General features: G+C 64.3%; 19 protein-coding genes. 8 read left to right on the top strand and 11 right to left on the bottom strand.

Annotated elements, in window-relative coordinates:
* Positions 1 to 9: 9 nt before the first annotated feature.
* From rsmA to lptF, 6 genes are all read right to left on the bottom strand, one after another.
* Positions 10 to 867, bottom strand: a complete 858-nt coding sequence (rsmA, locus tag IVB28_RS17665) for a 16S rRNA (adenine(1518)-N(6)/adenine(1519)-N(6))-dimethyltransferase RsmA (RefSeq protein ID WP_247527800.1) — start codon at positions 865 to 867, stop codon at positions 10 to 12.
* Positions 867 to 1,886 (bottom strand): 4-hydroxythreonine-4-phosphate dehydrogenase PdxA, encoded by a 1,020-nt coding sequence (gene pdxA, locus IVB28_RS17660; RefSeq protein ID WP_247527798.1) that lies wholly within the window; start codon positions 1,884 to 1,886, stop codon positions 867 to 869. Before pdxA ends, rsmA begins: the two co-directional genes overlap by 1 nt.
* The gene (locus tag IVB28_RS17655; protein WP_247527797.1) at positions 1,886 to 2,821 is read right to left on the bottom strand and encodes a peptidylprolyl isomerase; all 936 of its coding nucleotides are present in this window, start codon (positions 2,819 to 2,821) and stop codon (positions 1,886 to 1,888) included. Before IVB28_RS17655 ends, pdxA begins: the two co-directional genes overlap by 1 nt.
* A 69-nt stretch (positions 2,822 to 2,890) precedes the next feature.
* Positions 2,891 to 5,380, bottom strand: a complete 2,490-nt coding sequence (locus IVB28_RS17650) for an LPS-assembly protein LptD (RefSeq protein ID WP_247527796.1) — start codon at positions 5,378 to 5,380, stop codon at positions 2,891 to 2,893.
* On the bottom strand, positions 5,380 to 6,477 hold the full coding sequence (gene lptG / locus IVB28_RS17645; RefSeq protein WP_247527795.1) for an LPS export ABC transporter permease LptG: 1,098 nt from the start codon (positions 6,475 to 6,477) through the stop codon (positions 5,380 to 5,382). Before lptG ends, IVB28_RS17650 begins: the two co-directional genes overlap by 1 nt.
* On the bottom strand, positions 6,474 to 7,640 hold the full coding sequence (gene lptF / locus IVB28_RS17640) for an LPS export ABC transporter permease LptF (RefSeq protein WP_247527794.1): 1,167 nt from the start codon (positions 7,638 to 7,640) through the stop codon (positions 6,474 to 6,476). Before lptF ends, lptG begins: the two co-directional genes overlap by 4 nt.
* A 338-nt stretch (positions 7,641 to 7,978) precedes the next feature.
* Here lptF and IVB28_RS17635 point away from each other — a divergent pair, with 338 nt between their 5' ends.
* The 6 genes from IVB28_RS17635 (at position 7,979) to IVB28_RS17610 (ending at position 13,517) form a co-directional block, all read left to right on the top strand.
* Positions 7,979 to 9,478 (top strand): leucyl aminopeptidase, encoded by a 1,500-nt coding sequence (locus IVB28_RS17635; RefSeq protein WP_247527793.1) that lies wholly within the window; start codon positions 7,979 to 7,981, stop codon positions 9,476 to 9,478.
* A gap of 6 nt (positions 9,479 to 9,484) precedes the next feature.
* Positions 9,485 to 9,937, top strand: a complete 453-nt coding sequence (locus tag IVB28_RS17630; RefSeq protein ID WP_247527792.1) for a DNA polymerase III subunit chi — start codon at positions 9,485 to 9,487, stop codon at positions 9,935 to 9,937.
* 165 nt (positions 9,938 to 10,102) lie between these two features.
* Positions 10,103 to 10,582 (top strand): hypothetical protein, encoded by a 480-nt coding sequence (locus tag IVB28_RS17625; protein WP_247527791.1) that lies wholly within the window; start codon positions 10,103 to 10,105, stop codon positions 10,580 to 10,582.
* A gap of 681 nt (positions 10,583 to 11,263) precedes the next feature.
* Positions 11,264 to 11,473, top strand: coding sequence for a toxin-activating lysine-acyltransferase (locus tag IVB28_RS17620; protein ID WP_247527790.1), 210 nt, complete (start codon positions 11,264 to 11,266; stop codon positions 11,471 to 11,473).
* Positions 11,474 to 11,588: 115 nt separating this feature from the next.
* A complete protein-coding gene (locus IVB28_RS17615; protein ID WP_247527789.1) occupies positions 11,589 to 12,077 on the top strand; it encodes a hypothetical protein in 489 nt (162 codons plus the stop codon).
* A 474-nt stretch (positions 12,078 to 12,551) separates the two neighbouring features.
* Positions 12,552 to 13,517 carry a tripartite tricarboxylate transporter substrate-binding protein gene (locus IVB28_RS17610; protein WP_247527788.1) on the top strand — a complete coding sequence of 322 codons (966 nt, stop codon included), beginning with the start codon at positions 12,552 to 12,554 and terminating at the stop codon, positions 13,515 to 13,517.
* 136 nt (positions 13,518 to 13,653) lie between these two features.
* Here IVB28_RS17610 and IVB28_RS17605 read toward each other — a convergent pair whose 3' ends face one another.
* The 3 genes from IVB28_RS17605 to IVB28_RS17595 form a co-directional block, all read right to left on the bottom strand.
* Positions 13,654 to 15,516 (bottom strand): ABC-F family ATP-binding cassette domain-containing protein, encoded by a 1,863-nt coding sequence (locus tag IVB28_RS17605; protein WP_247527787.1) that lies wholly within the window; start codon positions 15,514 to 15,516, stop codon positions 13,654 to 13,656.
* Between the two features lie 55 nt (positions 15,517 to 15,571).
* Entirely contained in the window at positions 15,572 to 15,745 is a 174-nt protein-coding gene (locus IVB28_RS17600; protein WP_247527786.1) for a hypothetical protein, read from the bottom strand.
* Between the two features lie 224 nt (positions 15,746 to 15,969).
* Positions 15,970 to 16,230 (bottom strand): sulfur globule protein precursor, encoded by a 261-nt coding sequence (locus tag IVB28_RS17595; RefSeq protein ID WP_247527785.1) that lies wholly within the window; start codon positions 16,228 to 16,230, stop codon positions 15,970 to 15,972.
* 313 nt (positions 16,231 to 16,543) lie between these two features.
* Between IVB28_RS17595 and ndk the strand changes: the two genes are divergently transcribed.
* Both ndk and IVB28_RS17585 read left to right on the top strand, forming a co-directional pair.
* On the top strand, positions 16,544 to 16,966 hold the full coding sequence (gene ndk / locus IVB28_RS17590) for a nucleoside-diphosphate kinase (RefSeq protein WP_247527784.1): 423 nt from the start codon (positions 16,544 to 16,546) through the stop codon (positions 16,964 to 16,966).
* A gap of 45 nt (positions 16,967 to 17,011) precedes the next feature.
* A complete protein-coding gene (locus IVB28_RS17585; RefSeq protein ID WP_247527783.1) occupies positions 17,012 to 17,872 on the top strand; it encodes a TerC family protein in 861 nt (286 codons plus the stop codon).
* 63 nt (positions 17,873 to 17,935) lie between these two features.
* Here IVB28_RS17585 and ppx read toward each other — a convergent pair whose 3' ends face one another.
* Positions 17,936 to 19,438 (bottom strand): exopolyphosphatase, encoded by a 1,503-nt coding sequence (gene ppx / locus IVB28_RS17580; protein ID WP_247527781.1) that lies wholly within the window; start codon positions 19,436 to 19,438, stop codon positions 17,936 to 17,938.
* Positions 19,439 to 19,453: 15 nt separating this feature from the next.
* Entirely contained in the window at positions 19,454 to 21,646 is a 2,193-nt protein-coding gene (locus IVB28_RS17575) for an RNA degradosome polyphosphate kinase (protein ID WP_247528583.1), read from the bottom strand.
* Positions 21,647 to 21,693: the final 47 nt, after the last annotated feature.

The following is a 21,693-nucleotide window of genomic DNA, read 5'->3' as shown; positions in this document are numbered from 1 at the left end:
GGAATTCTATTATTTGGTTTCGCTGCGTATATCCGCCAATTCACAGGCCATGGCAACAAAGCCTGATATCGGAATGGTCTCGGCGCGCCGCGTCGCATCGACGCCGGCGGCCTGTGCAAGCCGCGCCGGATCGGCGCCGAGCGACTTCAGGCTTTGCCGCAGCATCTTGCGGCGCTGACCGAACGCGGCGGCGGCGACCTGTTCGAGCAGCCTGCGATCGCAGGGCAGAGGTTCTGCGCGCGGCGTGAAGCGCACGACGGAGGAGGTGACCTTCGGCGGCGGCACGAAGGCGGACGGCGCAATGTCGAACAGGATCTTGGTCTCGCAGCGCCAGTTGGCGAGCACGCCGAGCCGGCCATAGGCCTCCTCGTCCTCGCGCGCGACGATGCGCTCGCCGACCTCGCGCTGGAACATCAAGACCATCAGATCGTACCAGGGCGGCCAGGGCTCGCTCGTGAGCCAGGTGATCAGAAGCTGGGTCGCGATGTTGTAGGGCAGGTTGGCAACGATTTTTGCTCGTTCGCCATCGAGCAGCGGACGCGGATCGAAGGTCATGGCATCGCCATGCACGATCTCGAGCCTGTCAGGATAGCGCGCGGAGATTTCCTGAAGCGCCGGTATCGCGCGCTCGTCATGCTCGATGGCGATGACGCGTTTGGCGCCGAGCGCGAGCAGCGCGCGTGTCAGCCCGCCGGGGCCAGGGCCGATCTCGACGATGGTGGAGTCTTCCAGCGGCGCGGCCGCGCGCGCGATGCGCGCGGTGAGATTGAGGTCGAGCAGAAAGTTCTGGCCGAGCGATTTGCGCGCCGACAGCGCGTGCTGGCGAATGACCTCGCGCAGCGGCGGGAGGTCGTCGATCGCGCTCATCAGGTTTGCGAAGCCGCCATGCGGCTTGCGAGCTTCAAGGCTGCGATCAGGCTGGCCGGATTGGCCTTGCCGGTGCCGGCGATGTCGAAGGCGGTGCCGTGATCGGGCGAGGTGCGGATCAAGGGCAGGCCGAGCGTGACGTTGACCGCGTCGTCGAAGGCGACGGTCTTGATCGGGATCAGCGCCTGGTCGTGATACATGCAGACGGCGCAGTCATAGGTGCTGCGCGCGGCCTCGTGGAACATGGTGTCGGCGGGCAGCGGGCCTCTTGCCTCGATGCCGTCGCTGCGCAGCGTTTTCAGCGCCGGCGCGATGATGGTCTGCTCCTCGTGGCCGAGCGAGCCGTCTTCGCCGGCATGCGGATTGAGGCCGGAGACCGCGATGCGCGGCCGCGCGATGCCGAAGCGGGATCTCAGCTCGGTTGCGACGATGCGGACGGTCGAGGCGATCAGCTCGCTGGTGAGCTGCGCCAGTGCCTCGCGCATCGAGACGTGGATGGTGACGGGCACCACGGCGAGCTGCGGCGACCACAGCATCATCACCGGCTGCGGCACGCGGCCGTCCTCTGCTGAGAGCTCGGCGAGGAATTCGGTGTGGCCGGGATGACGGAAGCCGGCGCGATAGAGCACGCTCTTGGCGATCGGATTGGTGACCACGGCCCCGGCGCGGCCCTCGCGGACATCGGTGACCGCCTGCCGGATCGAGGCCAGCGCGGCCGATGCGCTCGATGCATCGGGCTTGCCAGGCTCGGCGGTCGCGCGCTCGCCGGTGGCAACCACCGGCAGGGCGTCAGTGAAGGCGGCCTCGGCTTCGCCGGGGCTCACCGCGGCAATCCTGAGATCGGCGGCGAGCGCTTTGGCGCGTCGCGCGATCAGCGCCTCGTCGCCGAGCAGGTAGAAGGCCGGCAGGTTCAGCTCGCGGCGCCTCAGCCAGGCTGCGATCGTGATGTCGGGGCCGATGCCGGCGGGCTCTCCCAGGGTCAGGGCAAGGGGAAGTGGCTTTGCTGCGCGATGGGCCATCAGCGGTTGCGATATTCGATCATCGCCGCCTTGCGGAGGTCGTCGAGATAGGCCTTCTGGGTCTTCTCGTACTTCTCCTGATACATCTTCTCGCGGACCTCGCGCTTCTTCGGCGTGTCGATCATGGTCGGCTTGCGCGCGCACAGCACCACCATCTCGATGCCGTTCTTGGTCAGCTCGGGCGCGGTCAAATGGCCGATCGGCGTATCGTCGAGCACCTTGCGCAGCGCCTCCGGCAGTTCCGCGGTGGTCTTGGTGACGCTGTCGCGGATGGTGGCGTTCGGGGTCGAGCGGAACAGCGAATTGGCTTCCTCGCAGCTGGCGACGCGCGAGCGATAGGTCTCGGCTTCCTTCTTGCGTGTTTCCAGGAACGCCGCCGACGAGCCGCGCGGCACGATCAGCACGATCGGCTGCATCTTGTATTCGGTGCCTTCGATCTGAAGCTTGTCGCCGGTCTGGGCCTGCACGGCTTGCGCGACGTCGCGCTCGCCGACGAGCAGCTTCTCCTTGAAGCGGCCGCGCACGAGGCTGGTCCAGACCATCTCGGCCTTCATGCGCCCCTTCAGCGTTTCGGGGCGGACGCCCTTGGATTCGAGCGACTTGGTGAGCTGCTCGGGCGAAATGCGCATGCGCTGCGCCATGCCCTCGTAGGACTGGTTGACGTCGGAGACGCCGGGATCGACCCCGAATTTCTTGCCTTCCTTGAGCTTCACCTTGTCGTCGATCAGCTCCTTGATGACCTCCTGCCGGGGCGGGGTCTTCTGCGTCGTCAGCTGGTCGAGCTTGGCGCGCTGATCGATGTCGAAATCGGTGATCGGATCGCCGTTGACCATGACGACGATGTTCTGCGCGCGCGACGGCGAGGGCAGTCCGGTCAGGATCAGCCCGGCACTGATGGCAAGCAGGAGGCGGAAGACAGGCAATGGGGTCGTCATGATTGTCGCTCGCATGTCAACCGCCTCGAGCCTGTGTTGGGGGCAAGCGCGGCCGGCACTTCAAACCGTTCACTGGAGGCCGGCGGAACTGCTGGTCGTCGACGAGGTCGCCAGCGTGCGCAGGCCGATCTGGAACATGAACGCATGGCTCAGCACGGGCGGCGCGGTGCCCGCAGAATAGCTATACGAAGTTACATAGTTCGCCGCCAGCACGAAGCAATCGTCGACGTAGCCGGCGCCGAGCACATACTGGTTGATCTTGTTGGCCTCGAGGTCCCACCGCGCCGAACCCGACACCACCCAGTTGGTGGCGAGCTTGATCGAGCCCGAGGTCAGGATGCCCTCGCGGCGGGTCAGATAGCCGAGTTCCGGCTGCGGCGCGTAATTGCCGTACAGCACGGCGACCGACCAGCGATTGAAATTCGCGCGGCCTTCCGCCTCGAAGCGCTGGACGTTCCAGGTCTGCTCATCCATGCGTGAGCGGACGCTGAACGTATAGGTGCTGTTGGGCGAGTAGCTGGCGCTTGCGACATAATCGGAACGCGGCTTGTCCAGGCCGGAATCCAGACCGGTATTGATGGAGTCCTGGACCGCGAAGGAGTTCATGCCGAACAGCTGGTAGGACTGGCCGAACAGCACCTTGACCGCGCCGCCCTTGTCGAACTGCGTGGTGGACTGCACGCCGACATTGGCGCGGCCGCCGCCCTCGACACGGTCGTAGCCGGAGAACTTGTCGACGCTGAACAGGTTCGAGGCGTCGAACACCATGCTCTGCGCGTCCTCGTTCGGGAACCTGCCGGCATAGGTCTCGTTCGGCCGGATGATGATCTGCGCGATCGGCTCGACCGTGGTCGATCCCCAGGGCTGAATGTTGATGAAGGGGTAACGGTATTCCAGGCCCACGGTCGGCATCAGGCGGAACGCCTGGGTGTCGCCGACGGGAAGATAGTTCGACACGCCCGGCTGATTGGAGACCGAGGAGTTGATCGCGTCGGCGCGCAGACTGGCGAACGGCGTCCAGATCTGGCCGAGCGGATCGGTAAACGACTTGCGCCACTGCGCTTCGGCCGTAAGGCGGGTATAGCTGCCGGGGAAGCCGCGCAGCAGGCACTGCGAGGGCGTGCGGGCCAGCGGATCGGCCGACGCCGTCGTGCACAGGCTGTTGGTGTTGGCGATCGTCGTGATCGGATCGAACACCGCCTGATCGCGCGACATGTTCACGAAATTGGTCTTGTAGCTGAACTCGCCGCCAAAGACCGGATAATTGAGCACATTGGAATAGTCGATCACCGGATAGACGATCGGCACCTGGCTCTGGTTACCCGAATAGCTGAGCCAGTACATCGTGCGCGCGTCGAAGAAGCTGCGGTTGCCGACGCCGGTCAGATAGAGCTGCGACAGCGCTTCCGTCGGCAGCAGCAGGAACGAGCCGAGCGGATCGCGGTACTGGTAAAGCCGGTAGTCCGAGAAGAAATAGTAGTCGGACATCACGACGCCGTCCCAACCCCAGACCCATTTGTCGTTCAGCGCGAACTGACCCTTGGTGTCGACGGCGCCGCGGAACTGGCGGTCGCCGGGCTGTCCGGCAAAGGCGCCGGGATCGAGCTGGTCGATGCCGTAGGCGCGGATCTGGTAGGCGCCGTCGATCAGGCGCTGACGGAATTCGCCCTGCAGCAGCACGCCCTGCCGCGACATGAAGCGGGGGGTGATGGTTGCGTCCATGTCGGGCGCGATCGCCCAATAATACGGAACTTCGGCGCCGAAGCCGGTGTTCGTCGTGCCCGGAAAGTAACCCGGCATCAGGAAGCCGCTCTTGCGCTTCACGGTGGGGTCGGGCGTCGAGAAATAGGGCATGTAGGCGAGCGGCACGCCGAAGAATTCGATCTGTGCCGTCTCGAAATACAGCATCTTCTCCTGCTGGTCGTGGATGATGCGCGCACCCTTGACCTGCCACAGCGGCGGCTTCTTCGGATCGTCCTTGCACGGCGCGCAGGCCGTGTAGACGCCGTTCTCGAATACCGTGTAATTGCCGCTGGAGCGATCGGCACGGCTCGCGGCCATGCGGGTCTGGTCGGCGGTGTCCACGCGCAGCGAATCGACGAAACCGTCGCGGTAATCGTCGGAGAGATCCATGATCTCGGCATAGGTGATCTTGCCGTCGGCATCCGTCATGCGGATGTTGCCTTCGGCATGCAGCCGCTTGGTCTTCTGGTCGTAGATGACCCTGTCGGCTTCGACGCTGGTGCCGTTGTAGAACAGCTGGACGTTGCCGACCGCCGAGACGCGCGAATTGTTGTAGTCGTAGTCGACCTCGGTCGCCTGCACCAGCATCTGGTTGTCGTTGGGAGCCTTGGGCGGCTTCGGACGCGGCGGCAGCGGATTGTAGGTGAAGCTCTGGGCGGAGGCCGGGGCCACGGCGGCAACATCGAGCAGCCCGCCGAGCAAGGCAGCGGTGACGACGGTGAGCAACAGCCTTCGGATGGACAAGCCGCACCCGTTCGCGCGCACTACGGTGCGCCGCGTCAAACGAGACACGAGTCCGCGATGGACGGCAGTCACTAACCGTCCTCCTGATACAACAAGGCCAAAAAGCCGGTGAGGCCGCCCACCACCGCGGGCAACCACGCCGCAGCGATCGGATGCATCAACTCAGCCTTGCTCAAGTCTTCAGTCACTTTCGACAGAACGTAGAGCAGAAAGCCTGCGCCCACGCCACTCAAAACCATCTTTTGCACGCCGCCCATCCGGAAGAAGCGCAACGACACGGAGGCCGCGAGCATCACCATGGCAGCCAGCAAAAACGGCTGCGCCAGAAGCTTCTGATACTGGAGTCGGTATCCGGCTGTCGCGAAGCCTGAGCTCTCGGAGGAGCGGATGTAGCCCGGTAGTTGCCAAAAGGACACAGTCTCGGGGGTGGAAAAGCTGTTGCGGACCTGCGCCTCGGTCAGGGTCGTGGGAATCTCCAGGCTGGCCTGGTCGACCGGCGGTGCGTCCAGCGAGAAGCGGCGGACGCCCTTGAACAGCCAGCGGCCACTCTCGAGCGTCGCCTCGCGCGCCTCGATCCGCTCCTTGAAGTGCTGCTCCGGGTCGAACCGGAACAGCGTGAGCCCCGTGAGCCGGACGCCCTGCTGCTCGCTGCGCGCCGCATTGATGATGGTCTGGCCGTCGCTGGTCGCCTGGTTGAGCCAGAAGCCGGAGGCGTCCTGGATGCCGCCGCCGGGCGCCGAGCCGAACAGTTCGGCCTCCATGCGCTTGGAGGCTTCGCGCAGATTGGCCGACATCGGATTGTAGGCGACCGTGGCAATCACCCCGATCAGAAGCGCGCTGGCGAGCGCCGGCGAGATGAACTGCCATGCGGAGATGCCGGCGGCGCGCGCCACTACGAGCTCGAGCCGGCGGGAGAGGGCGAGATAGCAGGTCATGGCCCCGATCAGCATGCAGAACGGCGTCAGCTTCTCCAAAAGCTGCGGCACCCGAAACAGCGAGGTCTCAGCCACCATCAGCGCCGAGGCGGATGCCAGCCCTGAGGTCTTGCGCACCATCTCGATGTAGTCGACCAGCACCAGCAGCAGGAAAATGCTCGCGAACACGCCGAGCGCGGCGACCACAAATCGGCCGGCGAAATAGCGCCCGAGTGTGTTGGTGAGCATGCTCATGCGGTGGCCGGACGTCCGAACAGCCGCGCGATGCGCGCGTTCGACCTGTTGATGGCATCGATCAGGCCGGGGGGCGGCTCGACGACGACGCCGCCGATGATCATCCACAATCCGACGCCGATCGCGCCGAAAACCATCGCGTATTGCAGCAGCACGGGGCCCGGCGCCTTCACCGCCATCACCGAGCAGGCAAAGCCCGCCATGCGCAGGCCGAACACCGCGATGATCGAGGAGCCGATCGAGAAGTTACGGCTCTGGCGGGTGGTGCGCGGCGCGCCGAGGAACGCGAAGGTCAGCACCGCAAAGGCGAAGGGGTAGATCGGCGCGAGCAGGCTGTCGTGCAGAGCCGAGCGGAATTGACCGGGAATCTGCTTGTAGACGGGATCGTTCTCGGACGGCGAGAACAGCTCCCAGAGATAGAGCTCGCGAATGCCCAGGGTGACGTCGCGGCCCTTGGAGAATTTCGACATGTCGAAGCCGTAACGGCTGAACGCCACCAGCGCCGGATCGCGCTTGCCCGCCTCGAAGCGCTGGAGATTGCCGGTTTCCAGCACCAGGAACGAGCCGGTCTCGTTCTTCACGACCTCGCCGCGCTCGGCCACGATCGAAACGCGCTCGTTCGGGTCGCGGCGGTCGTCGATGAAGATGCCGGCAAGGATGCCGCCGGGCAGGCGTTCGCGAATCCGGATCGTGAGGTTCTCGTCGAGCCGGGCGAAGCGGCCGGGCTGCAGGATGTTGGTGAGCACGTCCGCGGTGATCTCGGCATCCCACTGCTTGATCCGCCGCATGCCGTCGGGGGCGAGATAGGCCGCGATGAAGGCAACCAGCAGCGCCACAACGCAGGTGGCGTAGACGAACGGAAAGAACAGCCGGAACGGCGAGAAGCCGGCAGCGTTCATCACGATGATCTCGGAATCGGTCGCGAGCTTGTTCAGCGTGTGCGAGATCGCGATCATCAGCGCGATCGGCGAGATGATCAGGACCAGGGCCGGCACGACAAGGCTGGTGATGCCGAGGAAGGTGAGGATGGTCTGACCCTGGCTCGTCATCAGGTCGATGCCGCGCAACGCCTGCGTAATCCAGATCACGCCGGTGAGGCTGACCAGGACCAGCGCAAACGACGCCAGCGTCGTGCGGAAGATATACTTATCGATCGACCCCATGCGCTACCGCACGAATCCCACCAAGTCCCCAACATCGGCCGAAATTCCGCTGTCCAACCAATCCCCGATCAGGGGATCCCCAAGGTTGGCCAGCGCCTCTTCTGCCAGCTTACTCTCTCACTACCATCCCTTTGATCCGTCAACAAAATGGCTGCCCCGTGGCACCCTCAATATATGGTTACTATTTCGCTCGTTGTGGCCTTGAGGCCACGGGCGGTGCTTGGCATCTGCCGGGCCGCTGGCCCATAGTGCGGCGGCCTCAGTGAATCGTCGTTCAGGTCCGGCCCTGGTCAGAACTTTGAATGGCGGAAAGACCAAGATTTTTGAAGGAGTTACCCATGTCCGATGCCATCAAGGTCGGCTTCGTCCCATTGTCTGCCGCCCCCCGTGGCATCCTGGTCGTGTTCTGCGACGACAGCCTGAAGGTCGGTCCGGCGACGGCCAAGGCGCTGGGCCGCGCTGTCGAACTCGTGAAGCGCGCGGCCGCCGCCGCCGCTTTCAAAGGTAAAAGCGGGGCCACGCTGGACATCCTGGCGCCGGAGGGGCTGAAAGCCACCCGTCTGCTCGTGATCGGCGCCGGCAAGGCGGCCGGCCTGAAGGCGAACGATTTCCTCAAATTCGGCGGTGTGGCGTCGAGCAAGCTTCCCACCGGGACTACAACCATGACCATCATGGCGGAGCTGCCCGATGGCGCCATGACGAGTGAGCAGGCGGTTGCGATCGCCTCGGGCCTTCGCTTACGCGCCTACAAGTTCGACCGTTACAAGACGAAGAAGAAGGACGGCGAGGAGGGCGGCTCGCGCGCCGACATCTCGCTTGCGGTCGGCGATGCCACAGCTGCGAAGAAGGCGTTTACCGCGGCCGGCCACGTCGTCGACGGCGTGATCATCGCGCGCGACCTCGTCAATGAGCCGCCGAACGTGCTGTTCCCGGAAGAATTCGCGCGCCGCGCCAGTCAGCTCCGCAAGCTCGGCGTCAAGGTCGAGGTGCTCGACGTCAAGGCGATGCAGAAGCTCGGCATGGGCGCGCTGCTCGGCGTCGGCCAGGGCTCGGCACGGCCGAGCCGGACCGTGATCATGCGCTGGGACGGCGGCAAGAAAGGCGAGGCGCCGGTCAGCTTCGTCGGCAAGGGCGTCTGCTTCGACACCGGCGGTATTTCGATCAAGCCGGCCGGCAGCATGGAGGACATGAAGGGGGACATGGGGGGCGCGGCCTGCGTCGTCGGCCTGATGCACGCGCTGGCGGCGCGCAAGGCCAAGGCCAACGTGGTCGGCGCCATCGGCCTCGTCGAGAACATGCCCGACGGCAATGCGCAGCGGCCGGGCGATATCGTCACCTCGATGTCGGGCCAGACCATCGAGATCATCAACACCGACGCCGAAGGCCGCCTCGTGCTCGCCGACGTGCTCTGGTACGTCGCCAAGAAGGTGAAGCCGAAATTCATGGTGGATCTGGCGACGCTGACCGGCGCAATCGTGGTCGCGCTCGGCACAGAGCATGCCGGCATGTTCTCCAACAATGACGAGCTTGCCGAACGCCTGCTGGCAGCCGGCGTCGAGAGCGGGGACAAGGTCTGGCGCATGCCGCTCGGTCCCGAATACGACAAGCTGATCGATTCCCAGTTCGCCGACATGAAGAACACCGGCGGCCGTCACGGCGGCTCGATCACCGCGGCGCAGTTCCTGCAGCGTTTCGTCGACGGCACGCCCTGGGCCCATCTCGATATCGCCGGCACCGCCATGGGCGCGCCGAAGACCGACATCAACCAGAGCTGGGGCAGCGGCTATGGCGTCCGTCTGCTCGACCGTCTGGTCGCCGACCGTTACGAGCGCACATGACCCGAGATGACTGAAGTCCTGTTCTATCATCTGCAAAACATGACGGTGGAGAACGTGTTGCCGCCGCTTCTCGAGAAATCGCTCGAGCGCGGCTGGCGCGTCGTGGTGCAGTCGACCTCGGAAGAACGGGCTGACGCGCTCGACGCGCACTTATGGACCTATCGCGACGATTCATTCCTGCCGCACGCGACATGGCGCGTGAACGATGCCGCCGATCAGCCGATCGTGCTGGCGATCGAGGAGGGCAATCCCAACGGCGCCCACGTCCGCTTCCTGGTCGACAATGCCACGTTGCCGCAGGACGCGCAGGGCTATGCGCGCATGGTTCTGCTGTTCAACGGCGACGATCCCGATGCGCTCGCGCTCGCCCGCAGCACCTGGACGGATTGCAAGGCGCGCGGATTTGATGTCACCTATTGGCAGGCCGACGAGCGGGGCCGGTGGCAGCGTCGGAATTAGCGTCGATCGCAATTAATGATAATTTGCACTTTTGGAGCGATGCTGGCTTTTGTCACCTTCGTGCCGCAAAGTGATGTTGGGACAATCGCTTAGGGCTGCTCCTTCACGCGGGGAATTTGGTTTATCGTGCGACATCAAAAGCTTCCCAGGTCGCTCATAGTTGCGTTGGCTGCCGTAGCACCGCTGGTCGCGGGCTGTTCGGGCGGGACCGATCTGCTGTCGAAGGACGCCGAGTGGTTCCAGAAACCCGGCCGCCTCTTCATCAAGAACATCTCGATTGAGGCGCCGCCGCTCACCCCCGACAAGCCGGTGAGAGCTGAGGATCTCGTCAGCGCCGACGGTGCCTGTCCCGGCATGACGCCGCCTCCCGGGCCGGCCGATGCCAACGCGTCGACGACGGCGCCGATGGGCGGCACGGTCGCGCTCGGTCACACCGAATGCGACGTGGTGCGCGGCATCGGCGCGCCCTCGAATGTCAATATCTCCAACGATGCTGCCGGCCGGCGCGTCGCCGTGGTGACCTGGAGCACCGGCCCGCGCGCGGGCATCTATACGTTCGCCGCAGGCCGCCTGTCCTCGATCGAGGGCAATCCCGAGCCGCAACCGATGCCGAAGGCGACCAAGCCGAAGAAGAAGCACGCGTAAGGCGACGGCTACGGCCGTCCCTTCATTGCATCCTCGAACGATAGAATCTGACCGCTCGGTCCCCCGGAATATGGTTCTCTCGGGCCAAATCTTGTCGATCTCGCCGAGTAAATGGCGAGCGAGCGGATTCCAGTCCGAGGCCGGCGTTAGAGAGTAGATGCTGAGGGTCATGCCTCCATCCGCACGAGGCGGATGAAGGCGAGCGAGCCATGGCTCGTCGCCCACGCTGACGCCGGCATCGTTGCACAGGCCTATGCTGCGCCACATGATGCGTCCATCCCGGGTCTTTTCGTCGCGCCGGATCGTTTGCTCGAGTTTTTTCCAGTCTTCGGGCGGCACCTCGGGTTACGTGTTACGGTGACAGTGCACTAAATTGGCAGCACGACGCGCACTATCCGAAGTGCTGGGTCAAAGCCAATTTTGTGCACTGTCACCGTAACCGCGATGGGCAACACGGGAGCTGCGAGACAAGCGGAGCAGCCGCTACTTGGCGAGGCAGCGATGGCGGATCTGACCGCGGCGGCACGGCCGCCGCATCCACGGCCGAACCCGCGCCGAAGACCATTTCCCAGCTGCTTGGCGAGATCACCTGGCTGATGACGCAGAGTCCGCGCCACAAGCAGATCCCGATCGGCGATCTCGAATGGTTGGTGATGCCAGCCATCCTGCTGAAGCAATTCCGTGGTCTACAAGGGTGAGCAGCCGGTCGGCGTCGCGGTGTGGGCGATGGCGGACGACATCGTCGCCAAGCGCATCGATGCGGGCGAGAAGCGGCTCAGTGCGGTGAAGTGGAAGAGCGGGACCAACCTGCGCATCGTCGAACTGGTCGCGCCGTTCGGTGCGGAAGGCGAGATGCGCGAGCAGGTGGCGGCGGCGAAGCCGATTTTGTGAAAGTGTTCGATGGGAGGGATGAGTTCTATTTTGCCACCGAAGAGCGGACCCGGCTGTTTGCAGTGAGGAGCATATCTCCTGCTGTGCGTGAACAAAACCTGTAGGATCGAGCGCAATGGCAACATCAGTCGACGGTCATCTAACGGTACAAGCGTCTGTTGCCCAGTTCACTATCATCGAGGAGTATATCGCGGTGGCTAAGACGGCACTGGTGTTTCTGTGCGCCTTTCTTTCCTACTTTTTGATGACGTGGTTCTTCTTCGGCTATTGGGGGCAAGCTCTCGCCACCGGGGTATTTGCGACCTTAATATTTTGTCCAACGCTGTTTATCGCGTGGTTTGCTGCGCGGGGGCGACGGTGGCGGGCGTTCTGGCTCGCTAATACAGTTCTCGTTCTCTTGTTCGGTGGCTTAGAGCTCTGGTCGCTTCTATCAATCGAAAGAAATCATGCGACCAGATTTGGTGGCGCCCTCCTATCTGAAGGGGGCCATATTACGCTGGCAGGATACGCGTCCCTTATATTCGATCTTGCGGTAGGTACGGCCAGCAATTTTCTCGGTTTCTGGCTTTCGCAGGTACTAATCAAGCGCTTCGACATCAACTAGCCAAAAACGTGTAAGCCCGAGCTCAAGCTAAAATTCAATTGGAGTTGAAGATATGGCTGATGTCCCGCAATCATCGTCGTGGTGGTCAGGGCCTCATTACTACAACTCAATATCCTATGTTGGAAAGTTGAATGATGGATTGGGTAATGGAGGGATCGGAGACTCACTCCGGAGTTCGTGTTTAACGAGGGCTTGCGCCACTATCCAACTCCGATGATTGACACCGGCGCTGTTGGATTACGGTGTGTTGGATTACGGTGACAGTGCACAAAATGGCCTTGAGCAGCACTTCGGATAGCGCGCGTCGTGGTAATAACTCCGTCACGCATATTGAGGCCATGCGGCTGACTTCCCTCTGAATTGTACGGATCGCGCCAGTTAGAGCTCGCGCAACACTTCCGTTGACGTCACTTTCGTGATGGCCGCGCGGCCCGGAATGCGCTCATATGGAGTTACAAAAAACTGGAGGAAACTATGCGGTTCATTGCCCTCGTATCGGTTCTGTTTCTGCCGCTCGGTGCGGCCGTTGCCCAGGATTACCCGACGAGGCCCATCACCATGCTGGTGCCGTTCGCCGCAGGCGGGCCGACCGATACCATCGCGCGCCTGACCGCGGCCGGCATGGCGAAATCCCTGGGACAGCAGGTCGTCGTCGAGAACGCGACGGGTGCAGGCGGCACCATCGGCACGACCCGCGCCGCGCGCGCCCAGGGCGACGGCTACACGCTGCTGATCCATCATGTCGGCATCTCGACCGCCGCGACGCTGTATCGCAATTTGAGCTATGACACGAAGACGGCTTTTGCGCCGATCGGGCTTGTGACCAATGCGCCGATGACCATCATCGCGCGTCCGGATTTCCCGGCCGACACGCTGAAGGATCTGGTCGCCTACGCCCAGCAGCAGGGTGACAAGCTGACCTACGCCAATGCCGGGTTAGGTGCGGCATCGCATCTCTGCGGCATGCTGTTTATGACGGCGATCCAGAAGCAGCTCACCACGGTGCCCTACAAGGGCAACGGCCCGATCATGAACGATCTGCTCGGCAAGCAGATCGATCTGACCTGCGACCAAGCGACGAACACCACGGGGCCGATCGCGGCCAAGCAGGTCAAGGCCTATGCGGTCACCACCAAGGAGCGGCTGAAGAGCCTGCCCGATCTGCCGACGGCCGACGAAGCCGGCCTGAAAGGATTCGAGCTCGGCGTCTGGCACGGCATCTATGCCCCCAAAGGCACGCCGCCGGCGATCATTCAGAAGCTGACCGCGGCGCTCCAGGCGGCGCTGAAGGATCCGACGCTGATCGCGCGCTTCAACGATATCAACACCGAGCCCGTCCCGCAGGACAAGGCGACGCCCGAGGCGCTGGGCACGATGCTGGCGAGTGAAATCGATCGCTGGGCGCCGATCATCAAGGCGGCCGGGCAGTTTGCGGATTGAGTCGTTCCGGCGCGCAACTGCCGCGCCGGGCGATGTCAGCTCGGAGGATGCAGGGCAGCTACTTCAAGTGCTTAGGTGGAGGTGTTGGAACACCGGTACTGTGCATGGGGTTGTTTTTCCGAATTTGATCGAGAGCTCAGCCGGCTGCCTCGTCAAACTGGGTGCTGGCCTCGAGCCACTGCTCCTCCGCGCGCGCCAATGCGTCAGCCGCATTCGCGCGCGCCTTTGACAGCTGCGCGGCCTGCTTGGGATCACGCGTAAAAATGTCGGGCAGGGCGAGGGCGGTGTCGATCTTGCTGATGATCTGGCCGACTCGGGCGATCTCGGCTTCGGCATCGGCGATGCGCTTCTTCAACGAGCCGCGATTGTCCGACCGCGCGCGCTGCGGCTTTTCGCTGGCCGCGCTGCGCTCACGCGGGGCGGGCTCGCCGTTACGGGCGGACAGCACCAGGCGGCGGTATTCGTCGAGGTCGCCGTCGTAATTGGTGACGGCGCGATCGGCGACGATCCAGAGTTGGTCCGCGCAGGCCTCGATCAGATAGCGGTCATGCGAGACCATGATGACGGCGCCGGGAAACTCGTTGATCGCCTCTGCAAGCGCGGCGCGGCTGTCGATGTCGAGATGGTTGGTCGGCTCGTCCAGGATGATCATGTTCGGGCCGAAGAAGGTAGCCAGGCCCAGGAGCAGCCGCGCCTTCTCGCCGCCCGACAATTTGCCGACCTTGGTGTCGGCGGCCTTGCCGGAGAAGCCGATCGCGCCCGCGCGCGCCCGCACTTTTGCCTCGGGTGCCTCGCCCATCAGTTTGCGGACATGGTCGTAGGCGGAGGCGTCCTCGTTGAGCTCGTCGAGCTGGTGCTGCGCGAAATAGGCGATCGACAGTTTGTCCGCGCGGGTCACTTTTCCCGAGAACGGCGCCAGCCGTCCGGCGAGCAGTTTGACGAGGGTCGACTTGCCGTTGCCGTTGGCGCCGAGAAGCGCGATGCGGTCGTCGTTGTCGATTCGCAACGTGACGCGGCTCAGCACCGGGCTGGCGGGATCGTAGCCGACCGCGGCGTTGTCCACCGCGATGATCGGTGGCGACAGGATCTTCTCCGGCGCCGGGAAGCTGATCTCGCGCACGTCCTGGGTGACCAGCGCCGTGATCGGCTTCAGCCGCTCCAGCATCTTGACGCGAGACTGTGCCTGCCGCGCTTTCGAGGCCTTGGCCTTGAAGCGGTCGACGAAGGCTTGGAGGCGGGCGCGTTCGGCTTCCTGGCGCTTGACCTGCTTGGCGTCGAGCAGCTCGCGCATGGCGCGCTGCTCCTCGAACGATGAGTAGGTGCCCTTGTAGAGCGTGAGCTTGCCGCGCTCCAGATGCAGGATCTGGTCGACCGAACTCTCCAAGAGGTCGCGGTCGTGACTGATCACGATCACCGTGCGGGGATAATGCGCGAGATGATCCTCCAGCCACAGCGTGCCCTCGAGGTCGAGATAGTTGGTGGGCTCGTCGAGCAACAGAAGGTCCGGGGCCGCGAACAGCGTCGCGGCGAGCGCGACGCGCATGCGCCAGCCGCCGGAGAATTCGGCGCAGGGGCGGAGCTGGTCGGCGGCGGAGAAGCCGAGGCCGGAGAGGATCGCGGCGGCACGGCTCGGCGCCGAATGCGCGTCGATGTCGACGAGGCGGGTCTGGATCTCGGCGATCCGGTGCGGGTCGGTCGCGCTCTCGGCTTCAGTGAGCAGCGCGTCGCGCTCGAGATCGGCCTTGAGCACGACGTTGATCAGGCTCTCGGGTCCGTTCGGGGCTTCCTGTGCCAGGCTGCCGACGCGCCAGCGCGGCGGCAAAGTCACCGAGCCGTGCTCGGCCGCGAGCTCACCGCGGATCACCTTGAACAGCGTCGACTTGCCGGTGCCGTTGCGTCCGACCATGCCGACTCGAGATCCGGGCGTGATCTGCACGGAACTCTGGTCAATCAGAAGGCGTCCGGCGAGGCGGATGGAGAGGTCGGTGATAGCAAGCATGCGGCCTTGTCACCGCAGGCGGGGTCAAACGCAACCCGTTTTTCCGGCCCGCTGCTCAGTGCGTGTCGCAGTCGCGCTGTCTCAACTCGTTCAGGAGCTGCTCGAGGTGCATCGGCAGACGGGGCTCGGGCCGCAGGTTCTGCTGGAGCCGTTCGCCCACGGCATCGCAAATCGTGCGGCTGGTGCGCCGGTCGATCTGTTCGCTGTCATTGGCAAAAGGCCCAGCCATCGCGCGGTTCCGTGTGTTCAAAGTAAATTCACGGTACCAAGTCATTGACCCCCAAAATAGTTTCGCCACTCCTGGGCGATCGCCGGCATTCTCGTCAAAATTGTATGGATCCGGCGATGTCCGCGCAAAATGTGGAGCCCCGGCGGGGGGATCGCCGGGGCTCCTCTTGGAAGGTACCTGTGGGGCGCAGATACCTCTCGGGCTTTAGGAAGGTGCTGTCGGGCTCAGTAGCAGCGGTTGATCAGCCGCCAGCGGGGTCCCCAGGGGGTCGGGACCAGCCGGCGCACATAGCAGCCGCCATAACCGTAGGAGACGGGGGCATAGAAGCGCGGTCCTCCCCAGCCGCGGCCGCCGTGGTGCCAGCCACCGCCGCCGCCATGCCAGCCCGGGCCGCCGCCATGCCAATGGGCGGAAGCCGAGGTCGGCGCCAGCGCGGCACCGAGCGCAACCGCGGCGACAGCGGCAAGCGAAAGTTTCCTCAACATGGTGATCTCCTCAAAACTGCCGGCGCGGGGGCAATCCGCGTCGATGGAAAGGCCGCCGAAACAGTCCGCCTGATCGTCAGGCTTTGGTTTCGATGGAAGCAGCTTAAGCCGGCGGACTGAACCAAAGCCTGAATGGAGGCTTCAGATTGGGTTCATCTGGGTGAAATTGTCGTAATCCATGCTGAAATTGCCAGGCCGTGTCCTGCGGCGTAGTCCCTGTGACCTCATCCCGGCCGTCGCTTGCCGGATCGCAAAGGCGCCGATATAAGCCCCGCAACCCGACAACCACCGCCTTCTTCCCAAGGACAAGATTATGGCCATCGAACGCACTTTCTCGATCATCAAGCCCGACGCGACCGCGCGTAACCTAACCGGCGCCGTCAACGCCGTGATCGAAAAGGCGGGCCTGCGCATTGTCGCGCAGAAGCGCATCCGCATGACCAAGGAACAAGCCGAGACCTTCTACTCGGTCCACAAGGCGCGGCCGTTCTTCGGCGAGCTCGTGGAATTCATGACCTCTGGCCCCGTGGTAGTCCAGGTGCTGGAAGGCGAGAACGCCGTCGCCAAGTATCGCGACGTGATGGGCGCGACCGATCCGTCCAAGGCGGCCGACGGCACCATCCGCAAGCTCTACGCCAAGTCGATCGGCGAGAATTCCGCGCACGGCTCGGATGCGCCGGAGACCGCCGCGATCGAGATCGCGCAGTTCTTCTCGGGCAACGAGATCGTAGGCTGATCCATCAGCCGCTAGTTTAGGTCGACGCGGGCGAAAGGACGTATTGTGAACTGGCTTTGGCAGATCTTCGATCCCGCCACGATCGGGGCATTCTTCACCCAGTTTCGCAACGAGATGGCCGAACCGACCTTCTGGGTTGCCGTCGGCAAGATCATCTGGATCAACATCCTTTTGTCCGGTGACAACGCGCTGGTGATCGCGCTCGCTTGCCGCGGCCTCAAGCCGCGACATCGGCTGTGGGGCATGATCTTCGGTGCCGGCGCCGCGGTGCTGCTGCGGATCATCTTCACCGGCATCGTCGCCAGCCTGATGGAGCTGCCGTACCTCAAGCTCGTCGGCGGTCTCGCGCTGATCGTGATCGCGGCCAAGCTCCTGGTGCCGGAAAACGAGAACGAGGACGACGTCGAGTCCGCCTCGCATCTGTGGCAGGCCGTGCAGATCGTCGTGGTCGCCGACATCGTCATGTCTCTCGACAACGTCATTGCGGTGGCCGCCGCGGCCAATGGCAGCGTGCCGCTGCTGATCCTCGGCCTTGCCATCAGCGTGCCGCTGATCGTCGCCGGTGCGGCGCTGATCATGGCGTTGCTGGCAAAGCTGCCGGTCCTGGTCTGGGCTGGTGCTGCGCTGCTCGGCTGGATCGCCGGCGAGGTGATCGCGACCGACCCTGGCGTCGCGCCGAAGCTGCACACACTATTCGACGGCCCGTTCGGTGCTTCGCTCGACACAATGCTCGGTGCCTTGCGCATTCCGCCGCAATTCGGCCATGGCGGCGCGGGCGGCGAATATCTCTGCGCGATCCTCGGCGTCGTCGTCGTGCTGGTCGTCGGCACCATCTGGCGCCGCCGCAGCCTGAGCGCCGCCGCACTGCAATCGTCCGAGCGGCACGCCAGGGCGTCGGCGGAATAGGCTTTTCCGAGGGATGCAGTCACCTCTCCGCGCTGGGAGAGGTGCGCACTGACGCAGCCGATGCTACCGCCGCACGATGGAGCCGGCGCGGTTGATGAGGCGGGCGAGTTGACGGAAGCGGCTGCCGACGCGGTCGGCGACGAGGTCGCCGAGGCGATGCTCGAACACCAGCATCAGTTTACGTCCCTGGCTGCGGAAATGCGTGGCGGGCAAGACGCCGGGCCGTGCCGCGGAGATCAGATGCGCGACGCGGAACGCAGCGCCCAAGAGGCGCGCGCGTTCGAGCTGCGCCGGCGTCAGCAGCTCCTGCATGGTGACTGGCGGCTGGTTTTCCTCGCTCAGCCCCGCGTAGCGATAGAACACCGACAGGCCGACGAAGGCGCGCTCGATGTGGGTGATCGCGCCGAAATTGCCGTTGACGACGAGGCTCAGCGTCTGCTCGCCGCGATGATCGGGATGCACGCGCCAGCCGATGTCGGACAGCAGGCATGCGGTGTGGCGCAGCCGCCGGTCCTCCTCGGTCTCGCGCAGCTTTACCACGCGCGCGAGGCGGTCGGTCCAGGCGATCAGCTCGTGGGCGTGCTTGGCCGAGCGTGACAGCAGCTGGTTCAGCTCTTCCGCGGCGCAGATCAGGCCGTCCTTGTTGCGTTCTGCCTCCGGCAGCTTCTCGTGCAGCAGGCCTTCGCGCACGCCGAAGGTCGAGAACAAGATGGTCTTCGGCTTCGCCACCCGGATGATGTGCTCGAGCACCAGCGCCGCATAGGTGAGGAGCGGGCGGCGCGCATCGGCGACGCTCTCGATGTCGGCGAGCATGTCTGCAGCCGCCAGGCGCCGGAGGCGGCGCGAGAAATCGAGCGCCTCGGCGGCGGAAATCGAATAGCCATGCATCACCTGGAGCGGGTAGCCGCTCTGGATGATGTGAATGCGTGCGAGCGCGCGCCAGGTGCCGCCGACCGCGTAGAAGGTGCGGCCGCGGCCCGCGGCGAGCTGCGGTACCCCCTCGAGCTCCTCGCGCACGATGCGATCGGCGCGCTTGAGCGATTTGTGTGCGAGATCCTGAAGCGCGAGCCCGCCGAGCGGCAGCGTCACGCCGCTGCGCACGCTGTTCTTGCGCACGTCGATCAATTCGAGCGAGCCGCCGCCGAGGTCGCCGACGATGCCGTCGGGATGATGGATGCCGGAGATCACGCCGAGTGCCGACAGCCGCGCCTCGCGCGGGCCCGACAGGATCTCGATCTCCACGGCGCAGATGCGCTCGGCCTTGGCGATGAAATCGGCCCCGTTGGAAGCGTCGCGGCAGGCGGCGGTCGCGATTGCGAACACGCGCCCGACCTGCATCACGCGGCACAATGCGCGGAATCGCTTCAGCGAGGTCAGCGCCTTGTCGACGGCGTCAGGGGCCAGCAGGCCCGTGCTCTGCACCTCGCGTCCGAGGCCGCACAGCGTCTTCTCGTTGAAGATCGGAATGAGGCTACGCGTCAGCCCCTCGTAGACGACGAGACGGACCGAGTTGGAACCGATGTCGATGACAGCGACGCTCGAGCCGCGCTTGCGCGGCCGCTTCACGTCGGAAATCCCCGATCAGGGTTGATGGCGTTCGTTCCGGCGCGTGAGACGACGCGGCGAGGATTCCTTGAGCGACTTTCCACGGCCAGACAGACTCGGATTTGTCATGAAGTAGTTGTGGACATTGAAAGGCTCCTCGCCCTTCGCGGTCTTCATACGCGTTGAGGACCCGTCCGGCAACAATTGCCAGCTCTGCTCATTGTCCTTCAGATTCGCGACCATGATCTGTTCGAGAACCTGCTGATGCACCGTCGGATTTTGCAGCGGGCACAGCACCTCGACGCGGCGGTCGAGGTTGCGCGGCATCATGTCGGCGGACGAGATATACACCGCCGCTTTGGCGCTCGGCAGGCCCTGGCCCATGCCGAAGCAGTAGATTCGGCCGTGTTCCAGGAAGCGTCCGATGATCGACTTGACGCGGATGTTCTCGGATAGGCCGGGAATGCCGGGGCGCAGGCAACAGATGCCGCGCACCACGAGCTCGACCTGCACGCCGGCCTGGGAGGCCTCGTAGAGGGCGTCAATGATGTCAGGATCGACCAGCGCATTCATCTTCATCCAGACCGCGCCGTGGCGGCCGTGGCGCGCATGCGCGGTCTCGCCCTGGATGTGCTCGATGATGCGCTTGCGCAGGGTCAACGGCGATACCGCCATCTTTTCCAGATCGCTCGGCGCGGCATAGCCGGTGATGAAATTGAACACGCGCGCGGCATCGCGGCCGATGGTCGGATCGGAGGTGAAGTAGGAGAGATCGGTGTAGATGCGCGCGGTCACCGGGTGATAATTGCCGGTGCCGGTATGAACATAGGTGGTGAGGCCGCCACCCTCGCGGCGCACTACCATCGAGAGCTTCGCGTGCGTCTTCAGTTCGAGGAAGCCGTAGACGACCTGCACGCCAGCGCGTTCGAGATCGCGCGCCCAGCGGATGTTGGCTTCCTCGTCGAAGCGCGCCTTCAGCTCGATCAACGCCGTGACGGATTTGCCGGCCTCTGCGGCCTCGGCGAGCGTGCGCACGATCGGCGAGTTGTTGGAGGTGCGGTAGAGCGTCTGCTTGATGGCGACGACGTCAGGGTCGCGCGCGGCCTGCTGCAGGAACTGCACCACGACGTCGAAGGATTCGTAGGGGTGATGGACGACGAGGTCCTTCTGCCGGATGGCGGCAAAGATGTCGCCGCCATGTTCGCGCACGCGTTCGGGATGGCGCGGCACGTAAGGGGTGAATTCGAGGTCGGGCCGGTCGAGGCGGGTGAGCTGCGAGAGCTCGTTCATCGCCTGCACGCCTTCGACCAAAAACACCTCGTCGTCGGCGGCCGACAGCGCGTGCTGAACGAAGCTGCGCAGCTCCTCCGGCATCTTGGCGTCGATCTCGAGCCGGATCACCGAACCGCGGCGCCGCCGCTTCAGCGCAGTCTCGAACAGGCGGACGAGGTCTTCCGCCTCTTCCTCGATTTCAAGCTCGGAGTCGCGGATGATGCGGAAGGCGCCCTGTCCGCGCAGATTGTAGCCGGGGAACAGGCGGTTGATGAACAGGGCGGTCGCCTGTTCCAGCGAGATCAGCCGGACGACCTTGCCGTCGGCCGGCAGGCGGATGAAGCGGTCGATCTTGCCGGGCATGCGGATCAGCGCGTTCATCTGCTTGCCGTCGGCGGCGCGCGTCAGCTGGAGCGCGATGGTGAAGCCGAGGCTCGGGATGAACGGGAAGGGGTGGGCCGGGTCGATCGCCAGCGGCGTCAGCAGCGGGAACACGTTGCTGAGGAAGTAGTCCTCGATCCAGGTCCGTTCCGCCTTGGTGACTTCCTTGCCTTCAACCAGCACGATGCCGACATCGGCCAGCGTGCTGCGCAGGTCGCGCCAGATCGCCTGCTGGTCGGAGGCGAGTTCGGAGACGGTGCGGTTGATCAGCGCGAGCTGCTCGGATGGCGTCAGGCCGTCGGGGCTGCGTTCGGCAATGCCCTCGCGCACCTGGGCCTTGATGCCGGCGACGCGGACCATGAAGAATTCGTCGAGGTTATTCGCTGAAATGGAGAGGAATCGCACCCGCTCGAGCACGGGGTGGTTGGGATTGACCGATTCCTCCAGGACGCGGCGGTTGAAATGCAGCCAGGAAAGCTCGCGATTGATGAATCGTTCGGGGCTCGATGCGATCGCCGGCAGACTCTCGGCTTCCGGAGCTTTTTCTTTGGTTTCAATAACTTGCGCAGAGTCCATGAGAAGCCGGTCCATCCTGTCTCGCCCATCTTGCGACTTACGCGCAA

The sequence above is a fragment of the Bradyrhizobium sp. 199 genome, from assembly GCF_023073355.1.
Classification (GTDB): domain Bacteria; phylum Pseudomonadota; class Alphaproteobacteria; order Rhizobiales; family Xanthobacteraceae; genus Bradyrhizobium.
Note: the sequence above shows the minus strand (reverse complement) of the source record. Positions and strands in the feature narration are given on the sequence as shown.